Genomic DNA, 24,876 nt, shown 5'->3' on the forward strand with positions numbered 1-24,876 from the left:
CACTACAAAGGCAGGTTCTTTAAGGTAAGGAGGTGATCCAACCGCAGGTTCCCCTACGGTTACCTTGTTACGACTTCACCCCAGTCATGAATCACAAAGTGGTAAGCGCCCTCCCGAAGGTTAAGCTACCTACTTCTTTTGCAACCCACTCCCATGGTGTGACGGGCGGTGTGTACAAGGCCCGGGAACGTATTCACCGTAGCATTCTGATCTACGATTACTAGCGATTCCGACTTCATGGAGTCGAGTTGCAGACTCCAATCCGGACTACGACGCACTTTATGAGGTCCGCTTGCTCTCGCGAGTTCGCTTCTCTTTGTATGCGCCATTGTAGCACGTGTGTAGCCCTACTCGTAAGGGCCATGATGACTTGACGTCATCCCCACCTTCCTCCAGTTTATCACTGGCAGTCTCCTTTGAGTTCCCGGCCGGACCGCTGGCAACAAAGGATAAGGGTTGCGCTCGTTGCGGGACTTAACCCAACATTTCACAACACGAGCTGACGACAGCCATGCAGCACCTGTCTCAGAGTTCCCGAAGGCACCAAAGCATCTCTGCTAAGTTCTCTGGATGTCAAGAGTAGGTAAGGTTCTTCGCGTTGCATCGAATTAAACCACATGCTCCACCGCTTGTGCGGGCCCCCGTCAATTCATTTGAGTTTTAACCTTGCGGCCGTACTCCCCAGGCGGTCGACTTAACGCGTTAGCTCCGGAAGCCACGCCTCAAGGGCACAACCTCCAAGTCGACATCGTTTACGGCGTGGACTACCAGGGTATCTAATCCTGTTTGCTCCCCACGCTTTCGCACCTGAGCGTCAGTCTTTGTCCAGGGGGCCGCCTTCGCCACCGGTATTCCTCCAGATCTCTACGCATTTCACCGCTACACCTGGAATTCTACCCCCCTCTACAAGACTCTAGCCTGCCAGTTTCGAATGCAGTTCCCAGGTTGAGCCCGGGGATTTCACATCCGACTTGACAGACCGCCTGCGTGCGCTTTACGCCCAGTAATTCCGATTAACGCTTGCACCCTCCGTATTACCGCGGCTGCTGGCACGGAGTTAGCCGGTGCTTCTTCTGCGGGTAACGTCAATTGCTGTGGTTATTAACCACAACACCTTCCTCCCCGCTGAAAGTACTTTACAACCCGAAGGCCTTCTTCATACACGCGGCATGGCTGCATCAGGCTTGCGCCCATTGTGCAATATTCCCCACTGCTGCCTCCCGTAGGAGTCTGGACCGTGTCTCAGTTCCAGTGTGGCTGGTCATCCTCTCAGACCAGCTAGGGATCGTCGCCTAGGTGAGCCGTTACCCCACCTACTAGCTAATCCCATCTGGGCACATCTGATGGCAAGAGGCCCGAAGGTCCCCCTCTTTGGTCTTGCGACGTTATGCGGTATTAGCTACCGTTTCCAGTAGTTATCCCCCTCCATCAGGCAGTTTCCCAGACATTACTCACCCGTCCGCCACTCGTCACCCGAGAGCAAGCTCTCTGTGCTACCGTTCGACTTGCATGTGTTAGGCCTGCCGCCAGCGTTCAATCTGAGCCATGATCAAACTCTTCAATTTAAGTTTGATGCTCGTGAATTAAACTTCGTAATGAATTACGTATGTTCACTCAGAGACTTGGTATTCATTTTTTGTCCGAAGACATTAAGAATCCATGTCACTTTGAGTGCCCACACAGATTGTCTGATAAATTGTTAAAGAGCAGTTGCGGCGCGGCTTACAGCTCACCGTCGCGAGGTGGCGTATATTACGCTTTCCTCTTTCAGAGTCAACCCTGATGTTCAGGATTTTTTCTCTTCAACCGACCGGGTTATCTGTGAAGTGATTCACATCCGCCGTGTCGATGGAGGCGCATTATAGGGAGTTCTCTGCAGGCCGCAACCTAAAAGTTGCAAAAAGATGACTGACTGCTGTATTCCCCAGCAAAACCCCGCTTTATACCCTTTTACGCACAGAGTTATCCACAATTGAGGCGGGATCTCTGTGCGATCCTACGGATTAACAGGCAAGATCAACTATACTAGCGACAAATATTCCCCCAGCAGGCCACCCCATGACCACACAACAACTGACGCGTGACTGGCGCCTTCCTACAGCAGGCATCATGTTGCTGGCGATCCTCTTAGCCGGGTTTACCCTGCATACGCACTGGAACACCTTTCTTCAGTGGTGCCTTGCCACGCAAATTACCCTGCACCGTTATCTGGTGATGTACCTGCTCCAGCTTAACAACCACCAGTACAGCGGCGGGTTATGGCTATTAACCGGCGCCTTCTTCTATGGCGTATTGCACGCCATCGGGCCGGGGCATGGGAAATTCATTGTGACGACCTACCTCACGACAAATAAAGAAAGCGAACGGGCCGCCCGGGTCGTTCCTTTTCTTGGCAGCCTGATGCAGGGCGTCAGCGCCATTCTCTTTGTCTTTATTCTGGCGGTAGGGTTTAACCTCGCATCGGGGGATATCAGTACCAGCCGCTGGTACGTCGAGAAGATAACCGCGGTGCTCATCGGTGCATTTGGTGTATTTGTCATTTACCAGGCGCTGAAAAGCCTGCGACCTCGCCGGATGGCTATCTCAGCCATCACGCCCCTTCATCAACATAATGAACACTGTGGTTGTGGTCATCACGGTGTAGGTGCAGACCTGGCGCAAGGCGACTGGAAAACCCGGTTGGGCGTCATACTGGCGATTGGTGCGCGTCCGTGCAGCGGGGCGATCATGATCCTGATGTTTTCAAATGCGCTGGGTATTGTTACCTGGGGGATGGCCGCGGTCATGACCATGTCGCTGGGAACGGCGTTGTCGATTATGGGCCTCTCACTGGCGGTACGTTATGCCCGAGAGCGGACGGTGGCCTGGTTTGGCGGCGGGGCTTCACTCAGCTGGCTGGTCCCGGTCTTTAAAATAGCCGGAGGGATAGTCCTGATCCTGTTCGCGACCGTGCTGTTCCTGACGGTACTCCCCATCAGCGCCAATGGCGATTACATCGCCGCAGGCTGCTAATAAAAGAAAACCCGCCAGCGGCGGGTTTTTTATTACTCGTTGATTCGTGGATGCTGGTCCACCAGGCGGGAGCGTTTTTGCTGCAGCTCTTCAATCTCTGCATCAATATCTTCAATCTTCTGCTCTACATTATCGTAGTGTTCGCGCAGGATCTCTTTCGCTTCCTGGATATCAGACGCCGCAGGCGTGGCCCCTTTAAGAGGACGATTCGCCGTCTCCTTCATGGTAATACCGGTAATCAAACCAATCACCGCGATAACCATCAGGTAATAAGCCGGCATCATCAGGTTCTGCGTACTTTCCACCAGCGAGGCGGCAAGCGTCGGGGTCAGACCGGCAATCAGCACCGAGATGTTAAAGGCAGCCGCCAGCGCACTGTACCGAATGTGTGTCGGGAACATCGCAGGCAGCGTCGAGGCCATCACCCCGATAAAGCAGTTGAGGATCACCGCCAGCATCAGCAGACCGGCAAAAATCAGACCCAGCACATTACTGTTAATCAGAATAAAGGCCGGGATTGCCAGGGCAAACAGCGCGACACTCCCCAGAATAATGAACGGTCGACGGCCAAAGCGGTCACTCAACAGCCCCATAATCGGCTGCACAAACAGCATACCCACCATGATGGCGATAATAATCAGCACACCGTGGTCTTCGGAATAGTGCAGGTTATGCGACAGATAGCTCGGCATGTAGGTCAACAGCATGTAGTAGGTCACGTTCGTGGAGATGACCAGACCAATACAGGTCAGCAGGCTGCGCCAGTGCTTCGTCGCAATCTCTTTAAAGGAGACTTTCGGGCCATCCTGCAGTCCTTCGCGGTCGCCCTGCTCCAGCTTCTCAACGTGCTGCTGGAACGCCGGCGTTTCTTCAAGAGCATGACGCAGGTAAAGACCGATAATCCCTAACGGCAGCGCCAGGAAGAACGGAATACGCCAGCCCCAGGAGAGGAAGTTCTCTTCACCGACGACGGTAGAAATCAGCACCACCACGCCCGCACCCAAGACAAACCCGGCAATCGAGCCGAAGTCCAGCCAGCTTCCCATAAAGCCGCGCTTACGGTCCGGGGAATACTCTGCGACAAAGATAGAGGCACCCGTATACTCACCGCCTACGGAGAAGCCCTGGGCCATCTTACAAAGCAGCAGCAGAATCGGAGCCCAAATGCCGATGCTGGCATAGGACGGTATCAGGCCGATACAGAACGTACTGATCGACATAATGACAATGGTGATGGCAAGGATCTTCTGGCGACCATATTTATCGCCAAGCATACCGAAGAACAGACCACCCAGCGGGCGAATCAGGAAGGGGACGGAGAACGTACCCAGCGCGGCAATCATCTGCAGACTGGGGTCGGCGCCGGGGAAGAACACTTTACCTAACGCATAGGCCACAAAGCCGTAAACACCAAAATCGAACCATTCCATCGCATTACCCAGCGAGGCGGCGGTGATCGCTTTGCGCAGTTTGGCGTCATCAATAATGGTGACGTCGCGAAGCGTGATGGGTTTGATTTTTTTCCTTCTGAGCATAGCTATCCTCGTAGACTCGGCCCTGTCCGTTTCACAGTCCCGTATGCGATCTGTGAACCATGGGATCCGCTCCATGCGAATCGCCTTATTCAAGCGTAGCAGGTTTACTTACATTGACGTTTTACGTCGATACAACCGAACCTGTTGACGCCTGCCTGGGCAGTTAATGACCTTTTTACCCTACCAGCGTTTATATTTGTGATCAACTTCACACATATATTTATGTTACGTCAGCTGGCTGCAGTTTTTGTCAATTAGCGCAAATCTACACGTTCTCAATCGCCATAAAAACACATCCTCACACACGTCATTATTTCCCGGAAAACGGAAAATGAAACCCCATTACTTCACATCAGATTTACATAAATTCTAACCCTCCGACGCGCGTTTAAAACGTTTACGTCAATATGTGATGCAGATAACTAAAACACTGTTTTATTTTCATTGAATCATCATTCCAATGATCGCATGATAATTCCGAATACCACGTTCCCGGTGCTGTGGCACCGCGTTTACCAGGATCGCTTTTTTAGTTTTATTGCATGGGTAATGACACCATCGAACCCAAAGACATTCAATTCATTGAATTTATTGATTTATTTTTTAGTTTTTGCCGCCCGCCATGCGGGATACGATTTGAGGGTTATCTATGAAGATTAAAGCCACGATTGAACGCATACCGGGTGGTATGATGCTGGTTCCGCTTGTACTGGGCGCTATCCTGAATACCCTGGCTCCTGAAACCGGCGCTTATTTTGGCGGGTTCACAAAAGGGATGATTACGGGCACCGTTCCCATTCTGGCCGTCTGGTTCTTTTGTATCGGCGCCTCAATTAATTTACGGGCAACAGGCACCGTATTACGGAAATCCGGCACGCTGGTGATTACGAAAATTGCCGTGGCCTGGGTAGTGGCAATGATCTGTGCGATGTTCATTCCGGAGAATGGAATTCAGACCGGATTCTTCGCCGGATTATCGGTTCTGGCAATTGTCTCTGCGATGGATATGACCAACGGCGGTTTGTATGCCAGCCTGATGAACCAGTACGGCACCAAAGAAGAGTCAGGTGCATTTGTCCTGATGTCTCTGGAGTCCGGTCCGCTGATGACCATGCTGATTCTGGGCTCTGCTGGCCTGGCGTCCTTTGAACCCCACCACTTTATCGGCGCGATCCTGCCCTTCCTGATCGGTTTTGCTCTGGGTAACCTGGATCACGATCTGCGTGATTTCTTCAGCAAAGCCACGCCGGTGCTGATCCCGTTCTTCGGTTTTGCGCTGGGTAACACCATCAACCTGAATGTCATCCTCGATACGGGTCTGCTGGGTATCGTGCTGGGCGTGGCGGTTATCATCATCACCGGTATTCCGCTGATTATTGCCGACCGGGTCATTGGGGGAGGAAACGGAACGGCGGGGATCGCCGCCTCTTCAGCCGCAGGTGCAGCCGTGGCCAACCCGGTGATCATTGCGCAGATTAACCCGGCTTTTGAACCGGTGGCCGCGTCCGCGACGGCACTGGTTGCAGCCAGCGTGATTGTGACCGCGATTCTGGTTCCCATCATCACCGCACTGTACGCAAAACGCGTCGGACATGTTGCTGAGGTTCAGACAGAGCCTAAGCCTGTTGAAACACACCACTAACCGGTGCTCCCCCTCCCGGTGAGAGGGGGATTTCAGCTACCAAAAATCTCTTCCACCATCCCATCCACAAGCCGTTTTGCCGAGCACAGCCTCGGCATACCCAGCGCGACAGTATGCCAGCTTTGCGTCACCGACCAGCTCACCGGATGGTTATCCGCCTGACACCAGTCGCCCAGCCAGCCGAGCATGTCTTTATGATCTATCAGTCCCGGCGACGCGGGCGTTGTCAGCCACTGATGGTAGAAATGGCGGGTGGAAGGAGAAGCGTTGATGCCCTGCGCAAGATAGTTTGCCGCCATACTGCGTAAGTTATCCTTGAGCATCGCCGCCACGTCTTCATTCGCCAGGCGACAGGCATCACCAAATGCACCCCAGCGCAGCTCTTCCAGGACGACATAGCAACGCCCGGCCAGCGACCAGCCATCGTAGTGGCCGGCTCGCCAGCGGGTAAAAATTTGTTCACTGTGCTCACCCGCCTGCACCGTCAGCCCTCGCTGGGAGAGCGCCTTCTCTTTATAGGCGGCTCGTTGCGTAAAATGAGCGGAAAGCTCAGCGTACTGCTGAATCAGGCCGGGCGATTGCTGGGCCCGCGGGTTAGTCTGCTGACGCAGCGCAATCAATTTGTCTGCCATCAGCGTCAGCGCAAGGTGCCCGGGGTCAAGCATACCGGCCAGCTTTTCCGCCAGCCCCAGGCGCAGCGCCGCATTTTCATTAAGCATACCCGCCATCGCCCAGGGCCGTAGCCGGGTATGCGTCATGATCTCCTGGGTCAAACGCTCACGAAACTGCAGCTGTTGTGGTCCCGGGTGGGGATGACGTGCCGCGTCTACCCCCTGAACCAGATCGACCATAAATTTTGGATGAATACACTCCAGCGTTCGCCCGGGGCCGTCCAGTAGTTGTGTTGTCATGGTTGTTCTGCCGCGAATAGGGTTTGAATATCATCGCGTAACAGTCGGGTATCTTCCTGTATCCACGTCGCAGTCGTGATACTTTGCTTTAACAGCTGGCTGAGCGCTCGGGTCGAATGCTCATTTTGCTGACGTACTGCGAGGCTATCACGCAAACTTTCCTGTAACCCGGTCAGGCATAACGAAAATTCCGCAAAGAACGTTGCCATCCCCGCCGTAACAGAGACATCGACCTGGGCGGTCAAAGCTTTACGGATTTGTTCACAGAACTGGTCGATATGCTGCTTGAATTTTTCATGCAGCTGTTCAATGTCAATGACATAGCGTGTTCGTGCGACAACATAATCTTCCCAGCCCCAGCCCGGGTTATTCAGCCAGCGAGAGACGGTTTCACGCATGCTCGCCGCGCCCGCTGGCTGGCCTGCCGGGCGGTGGTCCTGCGCAATGGCATCGTTAAACAGCGCCCGGGTGTTGAAGTTAAGTTGATGCGCCTGAAACGCCGGGAAGCTTATCCGCGCGCGAAAACCCGCATGGCTGAGTTGTTCTTTAATACGCGTTTCGATTGGCCGCATGGCTTCATTCAGCGAGCGCGCCAGCGTCGACTCCAGTTGATCGAAGCGTAATGCCAGCTCCCGGCCGATCTTCGTCTGCGCATCCAGCATGATCAGCTCGCAGGAGGAGCGGATTTTACTCAGCGCAATTTGCGCCTGCCCTTCATCATCCAGTACCAGCTGTTTCAGCGCCTGCGGCTCGTCACGGCGAAGATCCCGCGGTTCGATGCCCGCCAGGTCGAGAACAGAGCGGGCGCTAAACACATGGCTAATTGCCTGCTGGAGTGAAGTATTCTGCGACATCATAAAGTCAGCGGTGGCGTTAAGCGCCTGCTCCACTTCATGCTTCACTTCGTCGCTCACCACGCGCTGACGCGTATGCAGCAGGGCCATGTCCTCTTCCAGGCGCGCGATATTCAATTCCAGCGCCTCAAAAGCGACCGTCAGCCCCTGGTAGCGGAAGTCGAGGTACTCCCGGGCATTTTGGGCATAGTTAAGCAGCTTATGCGATGCCGAACGCAGAGCGAAGAGCGATGCATTGGCATAGGCGGCATAAATAAGCTTGCGGATCGGCTGTTCAAATAACGAATCTTCCCACAGCAAATCGGCAGCATGACGAATATGGTCGATGTCGTCCAAATCCTCCGTACGCCAGCGGCGTCCCAGCGCGGCTTCGGCGAAATCCTGAACCCAGCGCTGCTCCTTGTGATCCGGTAGCTGACCGTGGGTAGTCATCTCATAACGGGCGCGGTTCGCCAGATACGCCCACATCGACGAAACGGGATAAATTTGCCCCGGCGAAATATTCCCTTTCATTAAGGTGCCGGAGATCATCGCTTTAACCTGTTCTTCATCGTCGCTGTTACGATCTTTCTGATCGAATTTATTGACCAGCGCATACAGCGGAACCGATTTACCGGCGACTGAAATGGCCTGCCGGACCTCGTGATCGGAAATCGATTTGAGCTGGGTGTAATCCATCACCGCCAGCACCGCCGACGCGCGGGATAACTGCTCGCTCAGCATTTTTTGCAGATGCGGTTGCCCGGCCTCATTCGGCCCGGGGGTATCAAGCAGCGTCAGTTGCCCAAGGTGGGCATCCAGACCCGCGAGATGCACGAACTCCACTTCAATCACCGGAATGTGTTCGATGGCCGCATATTCAGAGAACGGAAACTCGACGCCCAACGCCTGTGAGAGCCTCACCAGATCGTTAAGGCTTTTCAGACAATGAAATATCGGCTGCGCACCAAGGTGATGCTTCTCGAAAGCCTCACCTTTTTCAATTCTTTCCAGCAGCGTAATCATGTCCTTATCAATTTCCAGACGCTGCGCCAGCTTCCCGCGATCGTAATCGCAGAGTTTTTTCTGTAACAGGAGGATTAATTCATCGATAGGAGAGACGTGAGCAAAATGGAGCACCGGCTCTTTCTGACCCGGCGTATGACGGATCAATGTCGGAAGCGCCGTCATCGGTCGGTTGCGGTTCGGCAACACTTCGGTTCCGACAATGGCATTAATGGTGGTCGATTTCCCCGCTTTCATGGTGCCCACAATTGCCAGCACCATTTCCAGACGGGTTATTTTTCGTAATTCATTATTCAGCATAGCCTGCTGGGCTTCGACACCCCGCGCACTAAAATGCAAAGGTAAGACGTTGTTCTTTTCACCCGTAATGGCTGCGGCGGTGCTTTCCAGCTTCGCCGTCGGCATTGATTTCAACGTATCAAGATTTTGCAGGGCGAGCTGTAACAAACGCTCTGCTTCCTGGCTTAATTCAAAAATGGTCTGTGTGTGCATGATAAAAGCCTTTCCTTAACGCAAATTTATTACTTTTATTAAGCCACTGGTTTTAATTATGTTGTTCAGGCTTATATGATCACGTGTGGAAAACATGTTCACCGAAATATAACTGATTGAAGATAATCAGAAATAAATCGCTATCCTTGCATGGCGTGTAAAGCTTCCCCTCTGGCATGACAGCCAAAAGATAAAAGCCTGGCCCATTTTTAAGAAACTTCAGGATATATCATCATTATTTACCCACCTAAAAAGAGAGGTAATGCGTCACCGCCATAAGATATGGATGACGGGGAAGTCAGGAGATAAATAACAATGTGTCGCTTCACCTTATCCGAAATGGAGGTGCGTAGCAATTTGCTGCAATAAAATATTCGATATATTTACTGCCATTTCTTTCCACCGTGTTAATGCCGTAAGCATCGCTTAACTGACTGACAGAAAATGTCACTGGCGACACGCTTTTTGCTTTTTTTTTAAATAGAATATCACCGACAACGGTGTGGATTTGCGTTATACTTGCCCCCTTTTTCGGCACCCAGCCGTCATTTTGCTGGCACTTTCCAGCGTGTTACGCACTTTTTGAGGATACCCTAATGCAACTCCCACACTGCCCGAAATGCAATTCTGAATACACCTATGAAGATAATGGCATGTTCATCTGCCCGGAATGCGCTCACGAATGGAATGACGCCGAGCCGTCGCACGATACTGATACGCTTGTTGTAAAAGATGCGAACGGTAATCTGCTGGCTGATGGCGACAGCGTCACCGTGATTAAAGATTTGAAGGTTAAAGGCAGCTCTTCCATGCTGAAGATCGGCACTAAAGTGAAGAATATCCGTCTGGTAGAAGGCGACCATAATATTGACTGCAAAATTGACGGCTTTGGCCCGATGAAACTGAAATCAGAGTTTGTGAAAAAGAACTGATTTACCCGCCCGGTGGCGCTTCGCTTACCGGGCTGGCGAGAACTACACTTAACGGGCTCTTCTTACGTGAGGTATAGATTATGCCGTTAAGTCCCTACATCTCTTTCGCCGGTAACTGTGCCGAGGCCTCCGCCTTTTATCAGCACGCCGTCGGCGCAGAGCTCCTCTATAAAATCACCTTCGGTGAAATGCCAAAAGGCGACAGCAGCGAAGAAGGCTGTCCGTCTGGCATGCAGTTTCCGGATTCGGCGATCGCCCACTCGAATGTTCGCATTGCGGGCAGCGATATCATGATGAGTGATGGGCAGCCGCCCGGCAGCAAAGCGCAGTATGCCGGGTTCACGCTGGTGCTGGACACCCAGGACGTGGCAGAAGGCAAACGCTGGTTCGACAATCTGGCCGCGGAAGGCCATATCGAAATGGCCTGGCAGGAGACCTTCTGGGCGCACGGTTTCGGTAAAGTCACCGACAAATACGGCGTGCCGTGGATGATTAACGTCGTTAAGCAACAGCAGTGATCTTCTGGCGGTGGGCAGTCTGCCCCCGCCTGTCATCAAACTCCCCTCAACTCTTCAAACTCCCGCAACCGAGACTTAACCCAAATGTCATATTGATGCGCCAGCATGAGGCCACATTTATTGTGAGGCCCAGCATATGCAAACTGTTATCCGCGTCGAGAAACTGAGCAAGACCTTTCATCACAACAAGGCCCTGCATGCCGTTGATCTGACCGTCCAGCAGGGCGAAATGGTGGCGCTCCTGGGGCCATCCGGCTCTGGTAAATCCACCCTTATGCGTCATTTAAGCGGCCTTATCACCTGTGATAAGACCTCAGAAAGCCACGTCGAGCTGCTGGGCAACACCGTGCAGCGTGCAGGACGCCTGGCGCGGGATATCCGCAAAAGCCGCGCCCAGACGGGCTATATCTTCCAGCAGTTCAACCTGGTCAATCGCCTGACGGTACTGGAGAACGTGCTGATTGGCGCGATCGGCAGCACCCCGTTCTGGCGCACCTGTCTGCGCTGGTTCTCCCCCTCTCAAAAGCAGGAAGCGTTGCAGGCGCTGACCCGCGTCGGAATGGCGCATTTCGCCCACCAGCGCGTCTCCACCCTGTCCGGTGGACAGCAGCAGCGCGTGGCTATCGCCCGAGCCCTGATGCAAAAAGCGCAAATCATTCTTGCCGATGAACCCATCGCCTCGCTGGACCCGGAATCGGCTCGCATCGTGATGGAAACCCTGCGCGACATCAACCTCAACGACGGCATCACCGTGGTGGTGACGCTGCACCAGGTGGATTACGCCCTGCGCTATTGCGAGCGCATCGTCGCGTTGCGTCAGGGGCATGTGTTCTTTGATGGCCCAAGCCATCAGTTTGATAACGACCGTTTCGACCATCTCTACCGCAGCATTAACCGCGTCGAAGAGAACGCGCAGGCTGCTTAATTAAAACCGATCCGAGGAAAGTACATGAGCTACAAAGCCGTTGCCGCGCTGGCGTTTACCAGCATGTTCAGCATAAGCACTCTGTTAAGCCCTGCGTACGCCCAGGAGCAGGAAAAAGCGCTGAACTTTGGCATTATTTCGACGGAATCACAGCAGAACCTGAAACCTCAGTGGGAACCGTTCCTGAAAGATATGGAAACCAAACTGGGGATCAAAGTGAACGCCTTCTTCGCCCCGGACTATGCGGGCATCATCCAGGGGATGCGCTTTAACAAAGTCGACATCGCCTGGTACGGTAACCTCTCCGCCATGGAAGCGGTGGATCGCGCGAACGGCCAGGTCTTTGCCCAGACCGTTGCCGCGGATGGCTCTCCGGGTTACTGGAGCGTGCTGATCGTCAATAAAGACAGCCCCATCAACAACCTGAACGACATGCTCGCCAAACGTAAAGAGCTGACGTTTGGTAACGGCGATCCCAACTCCACCTCTGGTTTCCTCGTGCCGGGCTATTACGTCTTTGCTAAAAACAACGCCTCTGCCAGCGAATTTAAGCGCACCGTGAACGCCAGCCATGAAACCAACGCGCTGGCCGTGGCCAATAAGCAGGTGGATGTCGCCACGAACAACACCGAGAACCTCGACAAGCTGAAAACCTCGGCACCGGACAAGCTGAAAGCGCTGAAGGTTATCTGGAAATCCCCTCTGATCCCGGGCGACCCCATCGTCTGGCGCAAAAACCTGTCTGAGACCACCAAAGACAAGGTGTACGACTTCTTTATGAATTACGGCAAAACGCCGGAAGAAAAAACGGTTCTGGAACGCCTGGGCTGGGCACCTTTCCGCCCGTCAAGCGACCTGCAGCTGGTCCCGATTCGCCAGCTGGCGCTGTTTAAAGAGATGCAGGGCGTGAAGGACAACAAGGGCCTGAAGGAGGAGGAGAAGAGCAGCAAAGTGGCTGCGATTCAGGCTCAGCTCGAAGACCTTGACCGCCTGACCGCGGCGCTCGGCGCCATGAGCAGCGTGAATAAAGCGGTGCAATAACGCTTACCGCCCTCTCCCGGTGGGAGAGGGCATTCAGACCAAAGGGGCACACATGCAAACCATCACCCTCCCACCGCCGAAACGCAGCTGGTTCTCGCTTTTTAGCTGGGCCATTTTGCTTGCGGTGCTCGTTATCTCCTGGCAGGGCGCGGAAATGGATCCGCTGCTGCTGTTTAAAGATGCCGGCAATATGGCCACTTTTGCCGCCGACTTCTTCCCGCCTGATTTCAGCCAGTGGCAGGATTACCTCAGTGAAATGGCGGTCACTCTGCAAATCGCCGTCTGGGGCACCGCCCTGGCCGTCATCCTTTCTGTTCCGTTCGGCCTGATGAGCGCCGAGAACATCGTACCGTGGTGGATTTACCAGCCGATGCGTCGCCTGATGGACGCCTGCCGCGCCATTAACGAAATGGTCTTTGCCATGCTGTTCGTGGTGGCCGTCGGCCTGGGTCCGTTCGCCGGGGTGATGGCGCTGTTTATTCATACCACCGGCGTGCTCTCCAAGCTGCTCTCCGAGGCGGTGGAAGCTATCGAGCCGGGCCCGGTCGAAGGCATCCGCGCAACGGGCGCCAACAAAATTGAAGAGATTCTCTTCGGCGTACTGCCCCAGGTGATGCCGCTGCTGATCTCCTACTCCCTGTACCGTTTCGAATCCAACGTTCGTTCCGCCACCGTCGTCGGCATGGTGGGCGCAGGCGGTATTGGCGTCACGCTGTGGGAAGCGATTCGCGGGTTCCAGTTCCAGCAAACCTGCGCCCTGATGGTGCTCATTATCATCACCGTCAGCCTGCTGGATTTTATGTCTCAACGTTTGCGTAAGCACTTCATCTGAGAAGCGAGGCTTTGATTTGTATGCACTTATCCAGACATCCGACCAGTTACCCCACCCGCTGGCAAGAGATAGCGGCAAAGCTCGAGGTGGAACTTCGCACCCACTACCGCTGCGGAGACTACCTGCCTGCCGAGCAGCAGCTTGCCGACCGCTACGAAGTGAACCGACACACGCTGCGCCGCGCCATTGATCAGCTGGTCGAGCGCGGCTGGGTGCAGCGCCGTCAGGGCGTCGGCGTGCTGGTGTTGATGCGTCCGTTTGACTATCCGCTCAATGCGCAGGCGCGTTTTAGCCAGAACCTGCTGGATCAGGGCAGCCACCCGACCAGCGAAAAACTGCTGTCGGTGCTGCGTCCGGCCTCAAGCCACGTCGCGGACGCGCTGGGCATTCAGGAGGGCGACAATGTCATCCACCTGCGTACCCTGCGTCGGGTCAACGGCGTGGCGGTGTGCCAGATAGACCACTACTTCGCCGACCTGGCGCTGTGGCCGGTGCTGCAAAATTTCTCCAGCGGCTCGCTGCATGATTTTCTTCAGGATGCCACGGGCATCGCGCTTAAACGTACCCAGACGCGGATCAGCGCCCGCCGCGCGCAGGCCAAAGAGAGCAACGTGCTGGAGATCCCCAACATGGCTCCGCTGCTCTGCGTACGCACCCTCAACCACCGTGACGGCGAAATAGACGCGACGGAATACTCCGTCAGCCTGACCCGCGCCGACATGATCGAATTCACCATGGAGCACTGAATGCATTTCGATACCTCCACCCGCCAGCGCTGGATGGGCGTCCTGGCGCACAGCCAGCCCGCTGCGCTTTCGGACCGCATGCAGGCGCTGAATCTGACGCCGGAATATGACCTCATCCGCGCGCCGGAAATCGGTCTGGTGCAGATCCAGGCGCGTATGGGCGGTACCGGTGAGCGCTTCTTCGCCGGCGATGCCACCCTCACCCGCGCAGCGATCCGCCTGAACAGCGGCACGCTGGGCTACAGCTACGTGCTCGGGCGCGACAAACCACACGCCGAACGCTGCGCGGTGATTGACGCCCTGTTACAGGAACAACCTCATTTCCAGACCCTGATGGAAACCCTTATTGCCCCGCTGGAAGCCGACCGTGCCGCACTGATTGCCGCCCGCCAGGCCCAGATAAACACCAGCCGGGTCGACTTCTTTACGCTCGTTCGCGGAGATAACGCATGACGCTTCAACCCGCTTTTACCCTGGCCGTCCAGGATGCCCAACAAAGTTTTCGTCGCCTGCTGAAAGCCATGAGCGAACCGGGCGTCATCGTCTCGCTGCATCAGCTCTCTCAGGGCTGGCTGCCGCTGAATCTGGCGACCACCAGCGTACTGCTGACGCTCGCCGACAACGACACCCCGGTGTGGCTCTCTGGCGCGTTATCGAATGATATCGCCAGCCAGAACCTGCGCTTTCACACCAACGCCCCGCTGGTTGAACAACCCCGGCAGGCGGTGTTTGCCGTGGCCGACGAGCAAATCAGCCACGAGCAGCTTAATGCCCTGAGCGAAGGAAGCGCGGTGGCACCGGAGACCAGCGCCACGCTGATTTTGCAGGTATCAAGCCTGAGCGGTGGCCGCATGCTGCGACTCACGGGGGCGGGTATTGCCGAAGAGCGCATGGTCGCGCCACAGCTGCCGGAGTGCATCATTCATGAACTGACCGAACGCCCGCACCCGTTCCCGCTCGGTATTGACCTGATCCTCACCTGCGGAGAACGCCTGCTGGCCATCCCTCGTACCACTCATGTGGAGGTGTGCTGATGTACGTTGCCGTCAAAGGGGGCGAGAAGGCTATCGCCGCCGCCCATGCCTTGCAGGCGCACAGACGACGGGGTGATGACGCGCTTCCCGAGCTCAGCGTCACCCAGATTGAGCAGCAGCTCAATCTGGCCGTCGACCGGGTAATGACTGAAGGCGGCGTCGCTGATCGCGAACTGGCGGCGCTGGCGCTGAAACAGGCCAGCGGCGACAACGTCGAAGCCATCTTCCTGCTGCGTGCTTATCGCACCACACTGGCGAAACTGGCGGTGAGCGAACCGATCAATACGGCAGAAATGCGTCTGGAACGTCGTATTTCGGCGGTCTATAAAGACATCCCCGGTGGCCAGCTGCTTGGGCCCACCTATGACTACACCCACCGTCTGCTGGATTTCACCCTGCTGGCGAACGGCGAAACGCCCCAGTTGAGCACCTCGGATGCAGAGCAGGTTCCCTCCCCGCACGTTTTTAGCCTGCTGGCGAAACAGGGTCTGGCGAAGGCCGAAGACGATACTGGCGCGCAACCTGACGACATCACCCGCACGCCGCCGGTTTACCCCTGTTCACGCTCGTCGCGCCTGCAGCAGCTGATGCGCGGCGACGAGGGGTATTTACTGGCGCTGGCCTACTCCACCCAGCGTGGCTACGGCCGCAACCATCCGTTCGCGGCGGAGATTCGTAGCGGCTACCTTAACGTCGAGATCGTGCCCGAAGAGCTGGGTTTTGCGGTGAACGTCGGCGAACTGCTCATGACCGAATGCGAAATGGTGAATGGATTTGTCGCCCCCGAGAACGAGGCCCCGCATTTTACCCGCGGTTACGGGCTGGTGTTCGGCATGAGTGAGCGCAAGGCGATGGCGATGGCGCTGGTCGACCGTGCCCTGCAGGCACCGGACTACGGCGAAGCGGTCTCCGGCCCGGCGCAGGACGAGGAGTTCGTGCTGGCCCATGCGGATAACGTCGAGGCCGCGGGCTTCGTTTCCCACCTCAAGCTGCCGCACTACGTCGATTTCCAGGCCGAACTGGAACTGCTGAAACGCCTGCAACGGGAGCGCGCACATGACTAACTTAAGCGGCTACAACTTTGCTTATCTGGATGAACAAACTAAACGCATGATCCGCCGCGCCATTTTGAAAGCGGTGGCTATCCCCGGTTATCAGGTGCCGTTCGGCGGTCGCGAAATGCCCATGCCATACGGCTGGGGTACCGGCGGCATTCAGCTGACCGCCAGCGTCATTGGCGAGTCGGACGTGCTGAAGGTCATCGACCAGGGGGCTGATGACACCACCAACGCCGTGTCGATTCGCCAGTTCTTTCAACGCGTGACGGGCGTCAATACCACCGAAAAAACCGAAGATGCGACGCTGATCCAGACCCGTCACCGCATTCCGGAAACGCCGCTGACGGAAGATCAGATTTTGATTTTTCAGGTGCCTATTCCGGAGCCCCTGCGCTTTATCGAGCCGCGTGAAACGGAAACCCGCACCATGCACGCCCTGGAAGAGTACGGCGTCATGCAGGTGAAGTTGTATGAGGATATCGCCCGCTTCGGCCATATCGCCACAACCTACGCCTATCCGGTCAAGGTCAATGGACGCTACGTGATGGACCCGTCCCCCATCCCCAAATTCGACAACCCGAAGATGGACATGATGCCTGCCCTGCAGCTGTTTGGTGCCGGGCGTGAAAAACGCATCTACGCCGTACCGCCTTACACCCGCGTGGAGAGTCTCGATTTCGACGACCACCCGTTTACGGTGCAGGAGTGGGACGAGCCGTGCGCCATTTGCGGCTCAAAACACAGCTATCTGGACGAAGTGGTGCTGGATGACACGGGCAAACGGATGTTTGTCTGCTCCGACACCGACTTCTGCCGCCAACAGAGCGAGGCGAAAAGCGAATGAAACCGCTGCTTTCGGTTAATAACCTGACCCACCTTTACGCGCCGGGCAAAGGCTTCAGCGACGTCTCGTTTGAGCTGTGGCCGGGCGAGGTGCTGGGCATTGTCGGCGAGTCCGGCTCGGGCAAAACCACCCTGCTGAAATCTATCTCTGCACGACTGACGCCGCAAAAGGGCGACATTTTATATGAGGGCCGGTCGCTGTACGGCATGAGCGAGGCCGAACGCCGTCGCCTGCTGCGCACCGAATGGGGCGTGGTGCATCAACATCCCATGGACGGCCTGCGCCGGCAGGTCTCGGCCGGAGGCAATATCGGTGAAAGGCTGATGGCCACCGGCGCACGCCATTATGGCAACATCCGCGCCACGGCACAGCAATGGCTGAGCGATGTGGAGATCCCCACCTCGCGCATTGATGACCTGCCCACCACCTTCTCCGGCGGTATGCAGCAGCGCCTGCAGATTGCCCGCAATCTCGTCACTCACCCGAAGCTGGTGTTTATGGACGAACCCACCGGTGGGCTGGACGTCTCCGTTCAGGCGCGTCTGCTCGACCTGCTGCGCGGCCTGGTGGTGGAACTGAACCTGGCCGTGGTGATTGTCACCCATGATTTAGGCGTTGCCCGCCTGCTGGCGGACCGTCTTCTGGTGATGAAGCAGGGTCAGGTGGTGGAAAGTGGGCTGACCGACCGCGTACTCGACGATCCCCACCATCCGTACACCCAGCTGCTGGTGTCATCGGTATTGCAGAATTAAGAGGCCCCCATGATCCGCGTAGAAAATGTCAGTAAGACCTTTGTACTCCACCAGCAAAACGGCGTGCGCCTGCCGGTCCTGCACAGCGCCTCTCTGGAGGTTAGCAAGGGTGAATGCGTGGTGTTGCACGGCCATTCCGGCAGCGGCAAATCGACGCTGCTGCGCTCCCTGTACGCCAACTATCTGCCGGACGAAGGCCACATCTATATTCGTCATGGCAATGAATGGGTCGATCTGGTGCAGGCGCCGGCGCGTAAGGTGCTGGACGTGCGCCGCTCGACGATCGGCTGGGTCAGCCAGTTTTTGCGGGTGATCCCACGGATCTCCGCCCTGGACGTGGTCATGCAGCCGCTGCTGGACCTGGGCGTTCCGCGCGAGACCTGCGCCGCGAAAGCCGCCGGCCTGCTCACGCGCCTGAACGTGCCGGAACACCTCTGGCACCTTGCCCCGTCGACCTTTTCCGGTGGCGAGCAGCAGCGGGTGAATATCGCCCGCGGGTTTATCGTCGACTACCCGATTTTACTGCTTGATGAACCCACTGCCTCGCTCGACAGCAAGAACAGCGCGGCGGTGGTTGAACTGATCGAACAGGCCAAAGCACGCGGCGCGGCGATCGTGGGGATCTTCCACGACGACACCGTTCGCTCCCGCGTCGCAGACAGGCTGCACCCGATGGGGACGCTCGCATGATCGTGAATAACGTAAAGCTGGTGCTGGAAAATGAAGTCGTTGATGGCTCGATTGAGATCCAGGCCGGAGAGATCCGCGCCTTTGCGGAAACCCAGAGCCGCGCCCCGGAAGCGATGGACGGTGAAGGGGGCTGGCTGCTGCCGGGCCTTATCGAACTGCACACCGATAATCTGGATAAATTCTTTACCCCGCGTCCGAAAGTCGACTGGCCAGCTCATTCCGCAATGAGCAGCCATGACGCGCTGATGGTCGCCAGCGGCATCACCACCGTGCTGGACGCCGTAGCGATTGGCGACGTGCGCGACGGCGGCGACCGTCTGGAAAACCTTGAGAAGATGATCAACGCCGTAGAAGAGACGCAAAAACGCGGCCTTAACCGCGCCGAGCATCGTTTGCACCTGCGGTGTGAACTCCCGCATCACACTACTCTGCCGCTGTTTGAAAAGCTGGTGGACCGCGAACCGGTCTCACTGGTCTCATTGATGGACCACTCGCCGGGGCAGCGTCAGTTCGCCAGAATAGAGAAATACCGCGAGTACTATCAGGGAAAATACGCACTGACCAACGAGGAAATGGCGCGTTATGAAGAGGAACAGCGACAGCTTGCTGCCCAGTGGTCTCAACCAAACCGGCTCTCCATTGCCGCTATGTGTCGGGATCGCAACATTGCCTTAGCCAGCCATGATGATGCGACGCATGAACATGTGCGCGAATCACACCAGCTTGGCAGCGTAATCGCTGAATTTCCCACCACGTTTGAGGCAGCAGAAGCCTCCCGCACCCATGGCATGAACGTCCTGATGGGGGCGCCGAATATCGTGCGCGGTGGCTCACACTCCGGCAACGTGGCGGCAAGCGCGCTCGCGTCGCTAGGTCTGCTGGATATCCTCTCGTCCGACTACTACCCCGCCAGCCTGCTGGACGCCGCCTTCCGGGTCGCGGCTGACGAAAACAATCGCTTTACGCTGCCGCAGGCGATTCGTCTGGTAACGAAAAACCCGGCAACGGCGCTTAATCTTCACGATCGTGGAGAGATAGCTGAAGGTAAACGGGCGGATCTGGTGCTGGTTCACCGTAAGGGTGAGCACATCCATATCGACCACGTCTGGCGTCAGGGAAAACGGGTGTTCTGATGGGAAGACTAATCTGGCTAATGGGGCCGTCAGGCTCCGGTAAGGACAGCCTGCTGTCCGCGTTACGGCAGCGGGAACATCCCCAGTTTCTGGTTGCGCACCGCTATATCACCCGTGCGGCGAATGCCGGGAGTGAGAACCATATCGCCCTGAGCGAGCCGGAATTTTTCACGCGCGCCGGGCAAAATCTGCTGGCGCTTAGCTGGCACGCCAACGGTTATTACTACGGGATAGGCATCGAGACAGACCTGTGGCTGCACGCCGGGTTCGACGTGCTGGTCAACGGCTCACGCGCACACCTTCAACAAGCGCGCGCTCGCTATGAAGCAGCGCTGTTGCCGGTCTGTCTGCAGGTCTCGCCTGATGTGCTGCGCAGCCGGTTGCAGAGCCGGGGTCGCGAAAACGCCAAAGAGATCGAGCAGCGGCTTGAACGTGCGGCGCGCTATACCCCATCGAACTGTCATATCCTCAATAACGACGGAAGTTTGCTACAGTCAGTCGATAACTTTTTAACGCTTATCCGTCAGAAGGAGAAACAGCATGCCTGACTGCCAGCTTCGCCCCGCCACTGCCGACGATGCGCAGATTGTTTACGCGCTGATTTGCGAACTCAAGCAGAGTGAGTTTGATCATCAGGCGTTCCACGCCGGGTATCTTGCCAATCTGCAGGACCACAATATGCGTTACCAGCTGGTTGAATTAAACGGCCAGGTGGTGGGCATGATTGGCCTGCATATGCAGTTTCACCTGCACCACGCCAGATGGATTGGCGAGATCCAGGAGCTGGTGGTCATGCCGCAGGCGCGCGGTCTCAGGGTGGGCAGCCAGCTGTTGGCCTGGGCGGAGAACGTGGCGCGGCAGGCGGGCGCTGAACTGACAGAGCTATCCACCAGCGTGAAGCGCCTGGACGCTCACCGTTTTTATGCGCGTGAAGGGTATACGCAGAGCCATTTTCGTTTCACCAAACTGTTGTAGAGGTGCACGATGAGTCTGACGATTACGTTAACGGGAACCGGTAGCGCTCAGCTGGTGCCGGTGTTTGGCTGCGACTGCGCCGCGTGTCGCCGGGCGCGTCTGCAGGATAACCATCGCCGTCGCCCCTGTAGCGCGGTAGTCAAATTCAACGATGCGGTAACGCTGCTGGACGCCGGTATCCCGCACCTGATGGACGACTGGCCGGCAGGCAGCTTTCAGCAGTTTTTACTGACCCACTACCATATGGATCACGTCCAGGGGCTGTTCCCCCTGCGCTGGGGCGTCGGTGCCCCTGTTCCGGTGTACGGTCCGCCAGACGAGTCGGGGTGTGACGACCTGTTTAAACACCCGGGAATTCTGGATTTCAGCCATACGGTAGAGCCGTTTGTGGTGTGTGAACTGCAGGGCCTGCGGGTCACGCCGCTGCCGCTGAATCACTCGAAAATCACCTTTGGCTACCTGCTGGAGTCCGCCCACAGCCGCGTGGCCTGGCTCTCCGATACCGCCGGATTACCCGATAAAACGGTAAAATTCCTGCTCAATAACCGGCCGCAGGCGATGATCATCGACTGCAGCCACGAGCCGCGTGACGAAACGCCGCGCAACCATTGCGATCTGAATACGGTTATTGCCTTAAATGAGATCATCGGCTGTCCGCAGGTGATCCTGACCCATATCAGTCATCAGTTCGACGTATGGATGATGGATAACCCGCTACCCGACGGGTTCGAGGCGGGATATGACGGAATGACGTTGTTGCTGGATTAGGTCACTCCCTCTCTGAATGAGAGGGCGAAGCGTATGGATGCTAAGCCGCGCGTATCAGCGATCGTAATCGTCTTCTAACCGGCGCTCATCTTCTTCTAACTGACGTCTGTCATCATCCAGCTGGCGTTGACGCTCATCCAGACGGCGACGGCGATCCTCCAGTTGCCTGCGGCGATCGTCATACTGACGGCTGTCGGTCTGGCGGCTGCGATCGTAGCGATCGTCGTCATCATCGCTACTGCGACTGCTGCTGGGGTTATAGGCATCGTTGATCGCCTGCTGAATATTGCCAATGGCTTCATCAATAACATCGGCGTGAGCCAGTTGGCTGGTAAGTGACAGCAGACCAAATAACAGAGCGGTAGAGTAACGTTTCATAAGACCAGACTCGCAGGTGGACTGGCCTTACGGTAATGAACAACAGCTGGCTGGGGTAGCGGAGGAATCTCATTTCTGCGCCTGTTCAATCACCCCTATCGCTTCCACTCTCACCTGGTGTCTCCCGCCCTCAAATTCTGCATTGAGCCAGGCATCGACAATCATTTTTGCCAGCTCAAGGCCAACAACACGTGAGCCAAATGCCAGGATATTGGTGTTGTTATGCTGCCTTGAAAGCTGCGCAGAATAAGGCTCACTACATACCACTGCACGAATGCCGGGGTATTTGTTGGCCGTAATAGAGATCCCAACGCCGGTACCACAAATTAAGATACCGCCATCAACCTCACCGTCGAGCAGGGACGTCGCAACAGCGCTGGCATAATGCGGGTAATCGGTGCGTTCGGGCGACCAGGTGCCCTTATCCACCACCTCTACACCACGCCTACGCAGATGGGCCAGTATGTCCTCTTTCAGTATGAAGCCAACGTGATCGCAACCAAACGCAATCCTTTTCATGATTTGCCTCTCAGTGAGTAAACTTTACAAACGCGATGTATTTTGTGATTTAAGACCGGTTAGTTGTGCAATAAAACCACAAAAACATCGCGTTCTGAGCGTGTTCTACACCCCTGAGGATCGCATTTCAACCCTGACCTGATGGTTAAGTTTGCCTGTAAGTCTTAGGCCATTAAATGCAGAAGAAATTAAATGATTGATTTACAACGAATGAAGCAACAACACACAGCCCAAAACTTCACAAGCAATAAAACTTTATGAATTTATAAATATTGTGAAGTTGACAGCATATTTCCCGGGGAGGTTGTGATGATATAGTGTCGTCTTCATTTTTAAGGACAACAGAGAGCGATGAGTCAGTCAGAATTTGAAAAAGAGCTGCCTAATGGCATCGGTCTGGCACCTTACCTGCGTATGAAACAGGAAGGGATGACCGACAACGAGAGCCGTATCGTCGACTGGCTGCTTCAGCCAGGTAACCTGAGCGGTGCGCCGGCAATTAAAGATGTTGCCGAAACACTGCTGGTCTCGGAAGCGATGATCGTCAAAGTAGCCAAGCTGCTCGGGTTTAGCGGTTTTCGTACTCTGCGCGCAGCGCTTGTGGACTATTTCTCTCAATCCGAGCAGGTGCTCCCCGCTGAACTCGCCTTTGATGAAGCACCACAGGATGTGGTTAATAAAGTGTTCAACATTACGCTTCGCACCATTATGGAAGGCCAGTCGATTGTTAATGTGGATGAAATTCATCGCGCAGCACGTTTCTTCGCTCAGGCTAACCAGCGCGATCTGTACGGCGTCGGCGGCTCTAACGCCATTTGTGCCGACATCCAGCACAAGTTTTTACGTATCGGCGTGCGCTGCCAGTCCTATCAGGACGCCCATATCATGATGATGTCAGCATCGCTGCTGAAAGAGGGAGACGTAGTGCTGGTGGTAACACACTCAGGACGCACCAGCGATGTGAAAGCTGCAGTAGAGTTAGCGAAAAAGAACGGTGCGAAGATTATCTGCATTACCCATAGCTATCATTCACCCATTGCCAAACTCGCTGATTATATTATTTGTTCGCCAGCACCAGAGACCCCTTTATTAGGGCGTAACGCCTCCGCGCGTATATTACAACTCACACTATTAGATGCTTTATTTGTATCCGTTGCACAACAGAATATTCAACAGGCCACACTTAATATGCAAAAAACCGGTGCTATTGTGGATTTCTTCTCCCCTGGCGCCCTGAAGTAACTATAAAATGTTGATCCCGTATTAGCGGGATCAACAAAATATACCCTACATTGAGAACACTGCTATGAATAAATATCTGAAATATTTCAGCGGCGCCGCTATGGGCTTAATGTTATCTACCAGCGCATTTGCTGCCGCAGAATATGCAATAGTATTAAAAACATTGAACAATCCATTCTGGGTGGATATGAAGAAAGGGATCGAAGATGAAGCAAAAACCCTGGGGGTAAGTGTTGATATTTTTGCTTCGCCGTCAGAGGGGGATTTTCAGTCTCAACTGCAGCTTTTTGAAGACTTGAGTAATAAGAAATACAAAGGCATTGCCTTTGCCCCACTCTCCTCGGTCAACCTGGTGATGCCCGTCTCACGCGCCTGGCAGAAAGGCATTTTTCTGGTCAACCTCGATGAAAAAATCGATATGGATAACCTGAAAAAAGCCGGCGGTAACGTTGAAGGTTTTGTCACGACGGATAACGTAGCCGTTGGGGCAAAAGGCGCAGGCTTTATCATTGATAAACTCGGTGTGCAGGGCGGTGAAGTCGCGATTATTGAAGGGAAAGCCGGAAATGCATCGGGAGAGGCACGCCGCAATGGCGCTACAGAAACCTTCAAAAAAGCAAGTCAAATCAAGCTCGTTGCCAGCCAACCCGCCGACTGGGATCGCATTAAAGCCCTGGATGTCGCCACCAACGTTTTGCAACGCAACCCGAATTTGAAAGCCTTCTACTGTGCAAACGATACCATGGCAATGGGCGTGGCACAGGCGGTGGCAAACGCCGGTAAAACAGGAAAAGTACTGGTCGTTGGCACGGATGGCATTCCTGAAGCACGTAAGATGGTCGATGCCGGACAAATGACCGCCACCGTCGCGCAGAACCCAGCGGATATTGGTGCTACGGGCCTGAAGTTGATGGTGGATGCGGCGAAAACCGGCAACGTGATCCCCCTAGAAAAAACGCCTGAATTCAAACTGGTTGATTCGGTTCTGGTGACGAAATAACTGATATCCGGTGCGGTCAGAAGCCCACACCCCAGCTC

Annotated in this window: 25 protein-coding genes and 1 rRNA gene; 20 read left to right on the top strand and 6 right to left on the bottom strand. The window is 55.4% G+C overall.

What is annotated here, in order from left to right:
* Positions 1 to 25: 25 nt before the first annotated feature.
* Positions 26 to 1,565: ribosomal RNA gene (locus F8561_RS01320) — 16S ribosomal RNA — on the bottom strand.
* Positions 1,566 to 2,058: 493 nt separating this feature from the next.
* Here F8561_RS01320 and F8561_RS01325 point away from each other — a divergent pair.
* Positions 2,059 to 3,012, top strand: coding sequence for a nickel/cobalt transporter (locus F8561_RS01325; protein WP_151887068.1), 954 nt, complete (start codon positions 2,059 to 2,061; stop codon positions 3,010 to 3,012).
* Positions 3,013 to 3,044: 32 nt separating this feature from the next.
* Here the strand turns inward: F8561_RS01325 and proP are convergent, their stop codons facing one another.
* Positions 3,045 to 4,547 (bottom strand): glycine betaine/L-proline transporter ProP, encoded by a 1,503-nt coding sequence (gene proP, locus F8561_RS01330; RefSeq protein ID WP_020882807.1) that lies wholly within the window; start codon positions 4,545 to 4,547, stop codon positions 3,045 to 3,047.
* A gap of 649 nt (positions 4,548 to 5,196) precedes the next feature.
* On the opposite strand from proP, the gene kdgT reads away from it, so the two are divergent.
* Positions 5,197 to 6,189: a 2-keto-3-deoxygluconate transporter gene (gene kdgT, locus F8561_RS01335; RefSeq protein ID WP_014168273.1), complete on the top strand. Its 993-nt coding sequence runs from the start codon at positions 5,197 to 5,199 to the stop codon at positions 6,187 to 6,189.
* Positions 6,190 to 6,221: 32 nt separating this feature from the next.
* On the opposite strand, the gene F8561_RS01340 is transcribed toward kdgT, so the two are convergent.
* Together F8561_RS01340 and crfC are read right to left on the bottom strand one after the other, a co-directional pair.
* On the bottom strand, positions 6,222 to 7,100 hold the full coding sequence (locus F8561_RS01340; protein WP_151887069.1) for a diguanylate cyclase regulator RdcB family protein: 879 nt from the start codon (positions 7,098 to 7,100) through the stop codon (positions 6,222 to 6,224).
* Positions 7,097 to 9,451, bottom strand: a complete 2,355-nt coding sequence (crfC, locus tag F8561_RS01345; RefSeq protein WP_047355930.1) for a clamp-binding protein CrfC — start codon at positions 9,449 to 9,451, stop codon at positions 7,097 to 7,099. Before crfC ends, F8561_RS01340 begins: the two co-directional genes overlap by 4 nt.
* Positions 9,452 to 10,047: 596 nt before the next feature.
* On the opposite strand from crfC, the gene F8561_RS01350 reads away from it, so the two are divergent.
* The 16 genes from F8561_RS01350 to phnP all read left to right on the top strand — a co-directional run bounded on the left by F8561_RS01350 (position 10,048) and on the right by phnP (position 21,699).
* Entirely contained in the window at positions 10,048 to 10,383 is a 336-nt protein-coding gene (locus F8561_RS01350) for a zinc ribbon domain-containing protein YjdM (protein ID WP_020882810.1), read from the top strand.
* 80 nt (positions 10,384 to 10,463) lie between these two features.
* Positions 10,464 to 10,901, top strand: coding sequence for a VOC family metalloprotein YjdN (gene yjdN, locus F8561_RS01355; RefSeq protein WP_014168269.1), 438 nt, complete (start codon positions 10,464 to 10,466; stop codon positions 10,899 to 10,901).
* Between the two features lie 136 nt (positions 10,902 to 11,037).
* The gene (gene phnC / locus F8561_RS01360) at positions 11,038 to 11,826 is read left to right on the top strand and encodes a phosphonate ABC transporter ATP-binding protein (RefSeq protein WP_121338992.1); all 789 of its coding nucleotides are present in this window, start codon (positions 11,038 to 11,040) and stop codon (positions 11,824 to 11,826) included.
* Positions 11,827 to 11,850: 24 nt separating this feature from the next.
* Complete coding sequence (gene phnD, locus F8561_RS01365; RefSeq protein ID WP_014168267.1) at positions 11,851 to 12,867, top strand: phosphonate ABC transporter substrate-binding protein; 1,017 nt, start codon at positions 11,851 to 11,853, stop codon at positions 12,865 to 12,867.
* A gap of 52 nt (positions 12,868 to 12,919) precedes the next feature.
* Complete coding sequence (gene phnE, locus F8561_RS01370) at positions 12,920 to 13,699, top strand: phosphonate ABC transporter, permease protein PhnE (RefSeq protein WP_025206369.1); 780 nt, start codon at positions 12,920 to 12,922, stop codon at positions 13,697 to 13,699.
* Positions 13,700 to 13,719: 20 nt separating this feature from the next.
* Entirely contained in the window at positions 13,720 to 14,445 is a 726-nt protein-coding gene (phnF, locus tag F8561_RS01375) for a phosphonate metabolism transcriptional regulator PhnF (RefSeq protein ID WP_032679404.1), read from the top strand.
* Positions 14,446 to 14,898 (top strand): phosphonate C-P lyase system protein PhnG, encoded by a 453-nt coding sequence (gene phnG, locus F8561_RS01380; protein WP_151887070.1) that lies wholly within the window; start codon positions 14,446 to 14,448, stop codon positions 14,896 to 14,898.
* Complete coding sequence (phnH, locus tag F8561_RS01385) at positions 14,895 to 15,479, top strand: phosphonate C-P lyase system protein PhnH (protein ID WP_014168263.1); 585 nt, start codon at positions 14,895 to 14,897, stop codon at positions 15,477 to 15,479. The genes phnG and phnH overlap by 4 nt, the downstream gene beginning before the upstream one ends.
* Positions 15,479 to 16,543: a carbon-phosphorus lyase complex subunit PhnI gene (locus F8561_RS01390; RefSeq protein WP_032679402.1), complete on the top strand. Its 1,065-nt coding sequence runs from the start codon at positions 15,479 to 15,481 to the stop codon at positions 16,541 to 16,543. The genes phnH and F8561_RS01390 overlap by 1 nt, the downstream gene beginning before the upstream one ends.
* Positions 16,536 to 17,381 (top strand): alpha-D-ribose 1-methylphosphonate 5-phosphate C-P-lyase PhnJ, encoded by an 846-nt coding sequence (gene phnJ / locus F8561_RS01395; protein WP_073397718.1) that lies wholly within the window; start codon positions 16,536 to 16,538, stop codon positions 17,379 to 17,381. Before F8561_RS01390 ends, phnJ begins: the two co-directional genes overlap by 8 nt.
* Positions 17,378 to 18,133 (top strand): phosphonate C-P lyase system protein PhnK, encoded by a 756-nt coding sequence (gene phnK, locus F8561_RS01400; RefSeq protein ID WP_020882816.1) that lies wholly within the window; start codon positions 17,378 to 17,380, stop codon positions 18,131 to 18,133. The genes phnJ and phnK overlap by 4 nt, the downstream gene beginning before the upstream one ends.
* A 9-nt stretch (positions 18,134 to 18,142) precedes the next feature.
* A complete protein-coding gene (gene phnL, locus F8561_RS01405) occupies positions 18,143 to 18,823 on the top strand; it encodes a phosphonate C-P lyase system protein PhnL (protein WP_020882817.1) in 681 nt (226 codons plus the stop codon).
* The gene (phnM, locus tag F8561_RS01410; protein ID WP_014168258.1) at positions 18,820 to 19,956 is read left to right on the top strand and encodes an alpha-D-ribose 1-methylphosphonate 5-triphosphate diphosphatase; all 1,137 of its coding nucleotides are present in this window, start codon (positions 18,820 to 18,822) and stop codon (positions 19,954 to 19,956) included. Before phnL ends, phnM begins: the two co-directional genes overlap by 4 nt.
* The gene (gene phnN, locus F8561_RS01415; protein WP_151887071.1) at positions 19,953 to 20,504 is read left to right on the top strand and encodes a ribose 1,5-bisphosphokinase; all 552 of its coding nucleotides are present in this window, start codon (positions 19,953 to 19,955) and stop codon (positions 20,502 to 20,504) included. Before phnM ends, phnN begins: the two co-directional genes overlap by 4 nt.
* Positions 20,497 to 20,931 (top strand): aminoalkylphosphonate N-acetyltransferase, encoded by a 435-nt coding sequence (phnO, locus tag F8561_RS01420; RefSeq protein ID WP_151887072.1) that lies wholly within the window; start codon positions 20,497 to 20,499, stop codon positions 20,929 to 20,931. The genes phnN and phnO overlap by 8 nt, the downstream gene beginning before the upstream one ends.
* Before the next feature lie 9 nt (positions 20,932 to 20,940).
* Positions 20,941 to 21,699, top strand: coding sequence for a phosphonate metabolism protein PhnP (gene phnP / locus F8561_RS01425; protein ID WP_151887073.1), 759 nt, complete (start codon positions 20,941 to 20,943; stop codon positions 21,697 to 21,699).
* Positions 21,700 to 21,753: 54 nt separating this feature from the next.
* Here the strand turns inward: phnP and yjdP are convergent, their stop codons facing one another.
* Both yjdP and rpiB read right to left on the bottom strand, forming a co-directional pair.
* On the bottom strand, positions 21,754 to 22,077 hold the full coding sequence (yjdP, locus tag F8561_RS01430; RefSeq protein WP_014168254.1) for a DDRRRQL repeat protein YjdP: 324 nt from the start codon (positions 22,075 to 22,077) through the stop codon (positions 21,754 to 21,756).
* A 69-nt stretch (positions 22,078 to 22,146) separates the two neighbouring features.
* A complete protein-coding gene (gene rpiB, locus F8561_RS01435; RefSeq protein WP_014168253.1) occupies positions 22,147 to 22,596 on the bottom strand; it encodes a bifunctional allose-6-phosphate isomerase/ribose-5-phosphate isomerase RpiB in 450 nt (149 codons plus the stop codon).
* Between the two features lie 351 nt (positions 22,597 to 22,947).
* Here rpiB and F8561_RS01440 point away from each other — a divergent pair, with 351 nt between their 5' ends.
* Together F8561_RS01440 and alsB are read left to right on the top strand one after the other, a co-directional pair.
* Positions 22,948 to 23,838: a MurR/RpiR family transcriptional regulator gene (locus F8561_RS01440; RefSeq protein ID WP_014168252.1), complete on the top strand. Its 891-nt coding sequence runs from the start codon at positions 22,948 to 22,950 to the stop codon at positions 23,836 to 23,838.
* Positions 23,839 to 23,902: 64 nt separating this feature from the next.
* Positions 23,903 to 24,838: a D-allose transporter substrate-binding protein gene (gene alsB / locus F8561_RS01445; protein WP_151887074.1), complete on the top strand. Its 936-nt coding sequence runs from the start codon at positions 23,903 to 23,905 to the stop codon at positions 24,836 to 24,838.
* Positions 24,839 to 24,876: the final 38 nt, after the last annotated feature.

This window comes from Enterobacter sp. 198 (assembly GCF_009025585.1).
Taxonomy (GTDB): Bacteria; Pseudomonadota; Gammaproteobacteria; order Enterobacterales; family Enterobacteriaceae; genus Enterobacter; species Enterobacter ludwigii.

Excerpts from the sequence above, each read along its gene's own strand:
- F8561_RS01325 (WP_151887068.1), top strand. The coding sequence starts at position 2,059 with ATGACCACACAACAACTGACGCGTGACTGGCGCCTTCCTACAGCAGGC.
- proP (WP_020882807.1), bottom strand. The coding sequence starts at position 4,547 with ATGCTCAGAAGGAAAAAAATCAAACCCATCACGCTTCGCGACGTCACC.
- kdgT (WP_014168273.1), top strand. The coding sequence starts at position 5,197 with ATGAAGATTAAAGCCACGATTGAACGCATACCGGGTGGTATGATGCTG.
- F8561_RS01340 (WP_151887069.1), bottom strand. The coding sequence starts at position 7,100 with ATGACAACACAACTACTGGACGGCCCCGGGCGAACGCTGGAGTGTATT.
- crfC (WP_047355930.1), bottom strand. The coding sequence starts at position 9,451 with ATGCACACACAGACCATTTTTGAATTAAGCCAGGAAGCAGAGCGTTTG.
- F8561_RS01350 (WP_020882810.1), top strand. The coding sequence starts at position 10,048 with ATGCAACTCCCACACTGCCCGAAATGCAATTCTGAATACACCTATGAA.
- yjdN (WP_014168269.1), top strand. The coding sequence starts at position 10,464 with ATGCCGTTAAGTCCCTACATCTCTTTCGCCGGTAACTGTGCCGAGGCC.
- phnC (WP_121338992.1), top strand. The coding sequence starts at position 11,038 with ATGCAAACTGTTATCCGCGTCGAGAAACTGAGCAAGACCTTTCATCAC.
- phnD (WP_014168267.1), top strand. The coding sequence starts at position 11,851 with ATGAGCTACAAAGCCGTTGCCGCGCTGGCGTTTACCAGCATGTTCAGC.
- phnE (WP_025206369.1), top strand. The coding sequence starts at position 12,920 with ATGCAAACCATCACCCTCCCACCGCCGAAACGCAGCTGGTTCTCGCTT.
- phnF (WP_032679404.1), top strand. The coding sequence starts at position 13,720 with ATGCACTTATCCAGACATCCGACCAGTTACCCCACCCGCTGGCAAGAG.
- phnG (WP_151887070.1), top strand. The coding sequence starts at position 14,446 with ATGCATTTCGATACCTCCACCCGCCAGCGCTGGATGGGCGTCCTGGCG.
- phnH (WP_014168263.1), top strand. The coding sequence starts at position 14,895 with ATGACGCTTCAACCCGCTTTTACCCTGGCCGTCCAGGATGCCCAACAA.
- F8561_RS01390 (WP_032679402.1), top strand. The coding sequence starts at position 15,479 with ATGTACGTTGCCGTCAAAGGGGGCGAGAAGGCTATCGCCGCCGCCCAT.
- phnJ (WP_073397718.1), top strand. The coding sequence starts at position 16,536 with ATGACTAACTTAAGCGGCTACAACTTTGCTTATCTGGATGAACAAACT.
- phnK (WP_020882816.1), top strand. The coding sequence starts at position 17,378 with ATGAAACCGCTGCTTTCGGTTAATAACCTGACCCACCTTTACGCGCCG.
- phnL (WP_020882817.1), top strand. The coding sequence starts at position 18,143 with ATGATCCGCGTAGAAAATGTCAGTAAGACCTTTGTACTCCACCAGCAA.
- phnM (WP_014168258.1), top strand. The coding sequence starts at position 18,820 with ATGATCGTGAATAACGTAAAGCTGGTGCTGGAAAATGAAGTCGTTGAT.
- phnO (WP_151887072.1), top strand. The coding sequence starts at position 20,497 with ATGCCTGACTGCCAGCTTCGCCCCGCCACTGCCGACGATGCGCAGATT.
- phnP (WP_151887073.1), top strand. The coding sequence starts at position 20,941 with ATGAGTCTGACGATTACGTTAACGGGAACCGGTAGCGCTCAGCTGGTG.
- yjdP (WP_014168254.1), bottom strand. The coding sequence starts at position 22,077 with ATGAAACGTTACTCTACCGCTCTGTTATTTGGTCTGCTGTCACTTACC.
- rpiB (WP_014168253.1), bottom strand. The coding sequence starts at position 22,596 with ATGAAAAGGATTGCGTTTGGTTGCGATCACGTTGGCTTCATACTGAAA.
- F8561_RS01440 (WP_014168252.1), top strand. The coding sequence starts at position 22,948 with ATGAGTCAGTCAGAATTTGAAAAAGAGCTGCCTAATGGCATCGGTCTG.
- alsB (WP_151887074.1), top strand. The coding sequence starts at position 23,903 with ATGAATAAATATCTGAAATATTTCAGCGGCGCCGCTATGGGCTTAATG.